General features: G+C 65.6%; 7 protein-coding genes. All 7 read right to left on the bottom strand.

Annotated features, from left to right (window positions below; genetic code table 11):
* Positions 1-74: 74 nt before the first annotated feature.
* Positions 75-1,574, bottom strand: coding sequence for an aldehyde dehydrogenase (locus EOD07_RS17100; RefSeq protein WP_245470188.1), 1,500 nt, complete (start codon positions 1,572-1,574; stop codon positions 75-77).
* Positions 1,571-1,948, bottom strand: a complete 378-nt coding sequence (locus EOD07_RS17095) for a carboxymuconolactone decarboxylase family protein (protein WP_127236302.1) — start codon at positions 1,946-1,948, stop codon at positions 1,571-1,573. The genes EOD07_RS17100 and EOD07_RS17095 overlap by 4 nt, the downstream gene beginning before the upstream one ends.
* 33 nt (positions 1,949-1,981) lie before the next feature.
* Positions 1,982-2,389, bottom strand: a complete 408-nt coding sequence (locus EOD07_RS17090) for a hypothetical protein (RefSeq protein ID WP_127236301.1) — start codon at positions 2,387-2,389, stop codon at positions 1,982-1,984.
* 1 nt (position 2,390) lies between these two features.
* Positions 2,391-4,064 carry a GMC family oxidoreductase gene (locus EOD07_RS17085; RefSeq protein ID WP_040985793.1) on the bottom strand — a complete coding sequence of 558 codons (1,674 nt, stop codon included), beginning with the start codon at positions 4,062-4,064 and terminating at the stop codon, positions 2,391-2,393.
* A gap of 31 nt (positions 4,065-4,095) precedes the next feature.
* Positions 4,096-5,064, bottom strand: a complete 969-nt coding sequence (locus EOD07_RS17080; protein WP_127236300.1) for an ABC transporter permease — start codon at positions 5,062-5,064, stop codon at positions 4,096-4,098.
* Positions 5,064-6,017: an ABC transporter permease gene (locus tag EOD07_RS17075; RefSeq protein WP_040985795.1), complete on the bottom strand. Its 954-nt coding sequence runs from the start codon at positions 6,015-6,017 to the stop codon at positions 5,064-5,066. Before EOD07_RS17075 ends, EOD07_RS17080 begins: the two co-directional genes overlap by 1 nt.
* On the bottom strand, positions 6,014-6,709 hold a 696-nt coding region (locus EOD07_RS17070), incomplete at its 5' end, for an ATP-binding cassette domain-containing protein (RefSeq protein WP_164772301.1). The genes EOD07_RS17070 and EOD07_RS17075, both read right to left, overlap by 4 nt.

Below are 6,709 nucleotides of genomic sequence, written 5' to 3'. Positions count from 1 at the left end.
GGTCTCGCTTATGCGCGGATGGCAATGGTCTGGATTGGCGAACCGGGCGGTGACCCCTTCCGATCCGCCAATCTTCAGCGCTGGACGAATGGAGCCGGAATGGAATTTCCGGCGTCGATCCAGACGCTCTTTTCCTGGAGATATTCGTAGATGGCGGTGCGGCCGTTTTCCCGACCGAAACCTGACTGCTTGTAGCCGCCAAAGGGCGAGAGATAGCTCGTCGCGCGGTACATGTTGACCCAGACGATGCCCGCTTCCAGCCGGTCCGGCAGCCGGATGCCCCGCCCGATGTCCTGCGTCCACAAGCCGGCGGCGAGGCCGTAGATACTGTCATTGGCGATGGCAACGGCTTCGTCCTCGTCCTCGAACGGGATGATCGAAAGGACGGGACCGAACACCTCTTCCTGGGCGATGCGCATCGACTGGCTGACATTGCCGAAGATAGTCGGCTCGACGAACCAGCCATCGGCGATCGCCTTGTCCTCGGGCACCTTGCCGCCGAGCAGTTGGAGAGCGCCCTCATCCCGGGCGATGCCGATATAGTCGAGGACCTTCTTGCGTTGCGGCAGCGTGGTGATCGGGCCGACCTGGGTATCCGGGTCGAGCGGATCGCCGATCCTGGCGGTCTTCGCGAACGCGACCAGCTTTTCGACCACTTGATCGTAGACGGAGCGCTGCACCAGCGCGCGCGAGCCAGCGATGCAGGTCTGGCCGGTCGCGGCGAAGATGCCCGAGACCAGCCCGGGGATCGCGGCCTCCAGCTTGGCGTCGGCGAAAACGATGTTCGCCGACTTGCCGCCGAGCTCCAGCGTCACCTTCTTCAAGCCGCCGGCCGCGGCCTGGTAGACGCGCCGGCCGGTGGCGTCGCCGCCGGTGAAGGCGACTTTCGCCACGCGCGGATGGGTGACCATGCGATCGCCGATCTCATGGCCGAAGCCGGTTATGATGTTGACGACGCCTTTCGGGAAGCCCGCTTTCTCGAACAGCCTTCCGAAGAAGAGCGCCGAGACCGACGAGAATTCCGAAGGCTTCCACACGACGGTGTTGCCGGCCGCCAGCGCCGGCGCCAGCTTCCACGTCGCCAGCATCAGCGGCGAGTTCCATGGCGTGATCGCCGCCACGACACCCAGAGGCTCGAGCTTGGTGTAGTTGAAGACGCCGGGCTTATCGATCGGGATGACGCGCCCCTCGATCTTGTCGGCCAGCCCGCCAAAGAAGCGGAACCATTGCGGAATGTATTTGCATTGCATCCGCATTTCGTTGATGAGCTTGCCGTTGTCCCGCGTCTCGAGGACGGCAAGGTTTTCCGCCTCCTCGGCGACGAGGTCGGCAAAGCGCGCCATGATCTGGCCGCGCGCGCTCGCCGTCATCGACCGCCATTCCCCCCGGAAGGCCTGTGAGGCGGCCTCGACGGCCGCATCGACGTCGGCGACGCCCCCGCGCGGAACAAGCGCCCAGGCCTTGCCGGTGAAGGGATCGAAGGACTCGAAATACTCGCCCGACGCCGCGGCGGCCCAGCGGCCGCCGATCAGCATGGCAAGCTTGTCCTCGGCGAGCGGCGGACGCTGGATCATGCGCCGATTTCCTGCAGGGCCTCGCGGGCGTTGCGGAAGGCGTCGACGCCGGCCGGCACGCCGGCATAGATCGCGACCTGCAGCAGCACCTCGCGGATCTCGTCCTTGGTGACGCCGTTGCGGATCGCGCCCTTCACGTGCATCTTCAGTTCGTGCGGCCGGTTGAGCGAGGCCAGCATGGCGAGGTTCAGCATGCTGCGCGTCTTGCGGTCGAGCGCCTCGCGGCCCCATACGGCGCCCCAGCAATATTCGGTCACCAGCTCCTGCATCGGACGATTGAAATCGTCGGCGCTGGCGAAGGATTTCTCCACGAACTCGGCGCCGAGCACCGCCTTGCGGATCTCGAAGCCCTTGTCGAACATGTCCTTACCCATGAGGTTATTCCTTTCTGGTCTGCTTGGGAGGGATCAGAGGCCGGGTGTCGGCCGGTATTTGCGACCACGCGCCAGCACATGGCCGAGCGAGCCGTCGGTTAGGTAGACCTGGGTGGCCTTGGAATCGTACTGCACGCTTTCCTGGCCGGGATAGCCGAGCAGCTCGCGCACGCGCGGGTTCATGTAATAGGTGCAGATGGCGATCGTCGTGACGGCCGAGAAGGAGGCGCCATCTTCCTTGTTGAGCCTTTCGAGATGCGCTTCCGCGCTCAACGCGGGATAGGCATCGAGCCCTCGATCGAACCCTTCCTTGAGGTCGACACGAAAATCGAGCGCCTTTTCGGCGTCGGCGAAGCTGCAGACGGAACCGAATGCCGGCATATCGCCATGCGCCGGAATGAGGAAATCCGCCAAGGCGAGGAAAGTCTTGTCCTTGCTCATCTCAGGCGACCTTCTGGTTGCGCCGTTCGGCGATCATGCGGCGCGTGTTGCGCAGCGCCACCGCCATGATCGTCGCCGTCGGATTGGTGGCCCCCGAGGTCGGGAAGGTCGAGGCGTCCATGATGTAGAGGTTGGGCACGTCATGGCAGGCGCCCCACTGGTCGACGACCGAGCGCTTCGGATCGGCGCCCATGACCGTGGTGCCGATCAGGTGCCAGCCGGACTCGCGCACCGGGGTGGAAACGAGCGTCTCGATGGCGCCCGCGGCATGGACCGATTCCAGGCAACGGTCGATGTTGAACTGAAGCAGGCGGTTCGAGTTCTCGTTGACCTTGTAGACGATCTGCGGCGCCGGCAGGCCGTCGGAATCGACGAGGTCCTTGGACAGCACCACCTGGTTGCTCTCCTCCGGCAGATCCTCGCCGACGATGCCCCAGATCAGCGAATGACCGAAGCGTCGGGCGACGTTCTCATGCAGGTTGGCGCCCCAGAAATCCTGGAAGCGGCCTTCCTCGGCGACATAGACCTTGGAGCCAATGGCGCCCGAGACGCCGACCGGACCGCCGGACGGCATGCAGTTCCATTTCGATCCGCGCACGAAGCCGCGCCGCTCGTCGGTCTCGTAAAATTCCAGCGAATAGACCTGCTGCCCGAACGGACCGCGCCAGGAGTCCAGCGGATCCTCGTAGGAGGCAAGGATGCTGGCGAAGGGATGCATCATCAGCCGCTTGCCGACCATGCCGGATGAGTTGGCCAGTCCGTCGGGGTTCTTCGCTCCGCCCGACATCAGGAGCAGCCGCGGCGTGCCGACGCCATTGGCGCAGAGGATGACGACCTTGGCGCGCTGGCGCCGGTCGCGGCCGTTGGCGTCGACATAGACGACGCCGGTGGCAAGCCCCTGCTCGTTGGTCTCGACCTCCTTGACACGGGCGCGCGTGACGAGACGGGCTCCGGCCTTCAAGGCAAGCGGCCAGTGCGAACGGTCGGTGGTCGACTTCGCGCCTTCGGGACAGCCGGTCAGGCAGGTGCCGCGCCGCACGCAGGCATTCAACTCGCCGAACTTCTCGGACGGTATCGCATTGCTGCCCGGCCACCAGTGCCAGCCCATGCGCTCCATGCCGAGCGCGCCGCGCAGGCCGACGGAGCCGATCGGCAGCGCGGGAAACGGATAGGGTCCTCGCGGCGGAAAGGCCGGGTCTCCGGCAAGACCCGACACGCCCACCTCGCGCTCGATCTCGAGCTGGTAGGGCAGCAGGTCCTCGTAGGAGAAGGGCCAGTCCTCGGCCACGCCGTCGAGCGAGCGGACGCGGAAATCGGAAGGCAGGAAATGCATCCACTGCGCGCCGTAGAGCGTGGCGCTGCCGCCAACGCCGGCGAACATCAGCGGATTGATGTCGGTGGTCGAGTTATCGACCGGATAGTCGTTCGGATTGTCGCGCACATTGGGGTTGGGGTGCCAGAGCTTGGTGCTGACCAGCTCATGCTCCGGCCGCGCGCCGGTGTAGTCGTTGTATTCGGGCCATTCACCCTGCTCCAGCACAACCACCGAAAGCCCGGCCCGCGCGAGATGGAGTGCCGCGACCGAGCCGGACGGCCCGGCGCCAACGATGGCGACATCCACTTCCTCGTCGCGTCGCGCGCGGGCGCCGCGTTCGCTCAGGCTCTCGACATTCATTTGCTACCTCCCTCGATGGCTGGCGACCGGCTCATGCGAGCCTTGTGCGGTAGAACGCAGCCGCGCCTATGATGATAATGCCCTTGATGATGAGCTGCATCTCGATCGGAAAGCCCAGCAAAAGCACCAGATTGTTGATGACGACCAGAACCGCGACGCCAAGCAGCGCGGCAAAGATGTTGCCACGTCCGCCCGTCAGCGCGACGCCGCCCATGACCGCCGCGACGATCGAGTCGAGCTCGTAGCCCTGGCCGACCCAGTTGGAGACCGTGCCGACATAGCCGAGCAGGAACAGGCCGCCGATGCCGGCGCAGATCGAGCAGATGACGTAGCATAAGATGATGACGCGATCGGGCGCGACACCGTTGAGGAACGCGGCCTTGGGATTGCTGCCGACCATGAATATCTCGCGCCCGAGGCGCGAGCGGTGCAGCACGACGCCGAAGACGATCGCCAGCAGCGCCAGGGTGATGAGGTTGACCGGGATGCCGAGGATGCGGCCCGACGCGAGAAAGCCCATGCCCGGCGGCAGCGTGCTGATCGGCGCGCCGCCGGTATAGGCGAAGCGGATGCCCTGCAGGATGATCATCATGGCCAGGGTGGCAAGGAACGGACTGACGTTGCGTCTGGCGACCAGCCAGCCGTTGACGAGGCCGACAACGGCTGAGAAGGCGATCGCCGCCACGAAGATCATAGGGATCGCATCGTTGGTCGTCGCCTTGAAGGCGGTTGCAAGCACGGCCACCGTCGCCATCAGCGAGGCGACCGACAGGTCAAGCCCGCGCACCAGGATGACGAAGGTCTGGCCAACGACCACCATGCCGAGCGGGGCCGCGATGGTGAGCACGTTGACCAGATTGGCTGGCCGCAGGAAGGTCGGCGAGAGCGCGGCCGCGACCAGCAGCAGTGCGACGAGGAAGACGATCAATCCATAGCGCTCGAACACCGAGGCGACGGACACGTCTTGGGACCGGGGCAGCGGGGTCTCCAGCGGCGCCATCACTGCCTCCGCTTCGTGGTGTGGATGCTGACGGCAATGATGATGATCAAGCCCTGGATCACCCACTGGTAGTAGGAAGACACGTTGAGGAAGTTCAGCAAATTGTTGAGCATCGTCACCAGCAGCACGCCGAGCAGCGTGCCCAGCACGCCGCCGCGCCCGCCGGCCAGAACCGTGCCGCCGACCACCACAGGCGTGATCGACTGCAACGTCAAGGCGGCGCCGATGCGCGGGTCGCCGACACCGGTGCGGGCGGTCAGGAAGATCGCCGCGAGGCCGGCGCACAGGCCGGACAGCGCATAGGCCATCACCACGATGCGGTTCACCGGCAGGCCGTTCAACCGGGCTGCCTCGCGATCGCCGCCGACGAAGTAGATGCTGCGGCCCGAGCGCGAGCGCTGCAGCCAGAGGCCGGCAAGGGCGAAGATCGCGACGAGGACGATCGCCGTCACCGGGATGCCCCACAGCTTCGCATAGGAGAAGTCGGCAAGGCCCCGCGGGACGGATCCACCCGGCTCCTTGTTGTACATCAGCGTGCCGCCAAAGATGATCGACGACATGCCGAGCGTCACGATCAGCGGATGGACGCGCAGCACGATGGTGAGCAGGCCGTTGAGCGCGCCGATTGCCGTCGCGGCGATCAGCGCGAGCGGCAGCGCCAGCCACAGCAGATCCGGCCGCCATTCGAGGAAATGCGCGATGAAAACCGTCGATGCGCTGACCAGCGAACCGACCGCCAGGTCGATGCCGCCCAAGAGCACCACGAATGTCTGGCCGAGGCTGACCATGCCCAGCACGACGAGCTGCTGGAACAGGTTGCCGAAATTGCGCCAGGTGAGGAACCGGTCGGACAGGAAGCCGCCAGCGACGACGAGCAGGATGAGCAACGCCACCACGATCACATAGGACAGCGAAAGCCGGTTGCGGCGGAATTCGGCGACGACGGCGCTCATGCGACCTGCTCCAGCCGGGCCGCCTTGCCCTCGCGCCGGTCGATCGAACGCACGGCGAGATCCATGATCGCCTCTTCGGTGGCGGACGCGCCGTCGATCTCGCCGGCGACGTGGCCCTGCGACATCACGAAGATGCGGTCCGACAGACCGATGATCTCCGGCAGCTCGGAGCTGATCATGAGGATGCCGACACCCTGCTCAGCCAGGTTGCGTACGATGCGGTAGATCTCGACCTTGGCGCCGATGTCGACGCCGCGCGTCGGCTCGTCGAGGATGAGCAGCTTGCGGGCAATGCGCGACCAGCGGCCGAAAAGCACCTTCTGCTGGTTGCCGCCGGAAAGATTGCCGACCTTGACCTCCGGCGAGGGTGCTGCCACGGCGAAATTACGAATTTGCTCGAGCGCGATGTCGCGCTCGCCGCGCCGGTCAATCAGCCCTCGTTTGGTGACGCCGGCCAGATCGGGCGCCATGACATTCGCCGAGATCGGCAGACCGAGGAAGAGCCCCTCGTCCTTGCGGTTCTCGGTCAGGAAACCGACGCCGTTGCGGATCGCCTCGCGCGGCATGCGTCGATCGAGGCGCTTGCCGTCGAACTCGATCGTGCCGCCATCGAGGTCGCGTGTGCCGAAGATGACCTCGGCCACTTCGGTGCGGGCTGAGCCGACCATGCCGGCGATGCCGACGACCTCGCC

Source organism: Mesorhizobium sp. M2C.T.Ca.TU.002.02.1.1 (assembly GCF_003997225.1).
The sequence above is the reverse complement of the archived record's forward strand: the minus strand, read 5'-3'. Positions and strand labels throughout refer to the sequence as shown.

What these genes read in the sequence shown, in the direction of transcription:
- EOD07_RS17100 (WP_245470188.1), bottom strand. Translation starts at nt 1,574, where the DNA reads ATGATCCAGCGTCCGCCGCTCGCCGAGGACAAGCTTGCCATGCTGATC.
- EOD07_RS17095 (WP_127236302.1), bottom strand. Translation starts at nt 1,948, where the DNA reads ATGGGTAAGGACATGTTCGACAAGGGCTTCGAGATCCGCAAGGCGGTG.
- EOD07_RS17090 (WP_127236301.1), bottom strand. Translation starts at nt 2,389, where the DNA reads ATGAGCAAGGACAAGACTTTCCTCGCCTTGGCGGATTTCCTCATTCCG.
- EOD07_RS17085 (WP_040985793.1), bottom strand. Translation starts at nt 4,064, where the DNA reads ATGAATGTCGAGAGCCTGAGCGAACGCGGCGCCCGCGCGCGACGCGAC.
- EOD07_RS17080 (WP_127236300.1), bottom strand. Translation starts at nt 5,064, where the DNA reads ATGGCGCCGCTGGAGACCCCGCTGCCCCGGTCCCAAGACGTGTCCGTC.
- EOD07_RS17075 (WP_040985795.1), bottom strand. Translation starts at nt 6,017, where the DNA reads ATGAGCGCCGTCGTCGCCGAATTCCGCCGCAACCGGCTTTCGCTGTCC.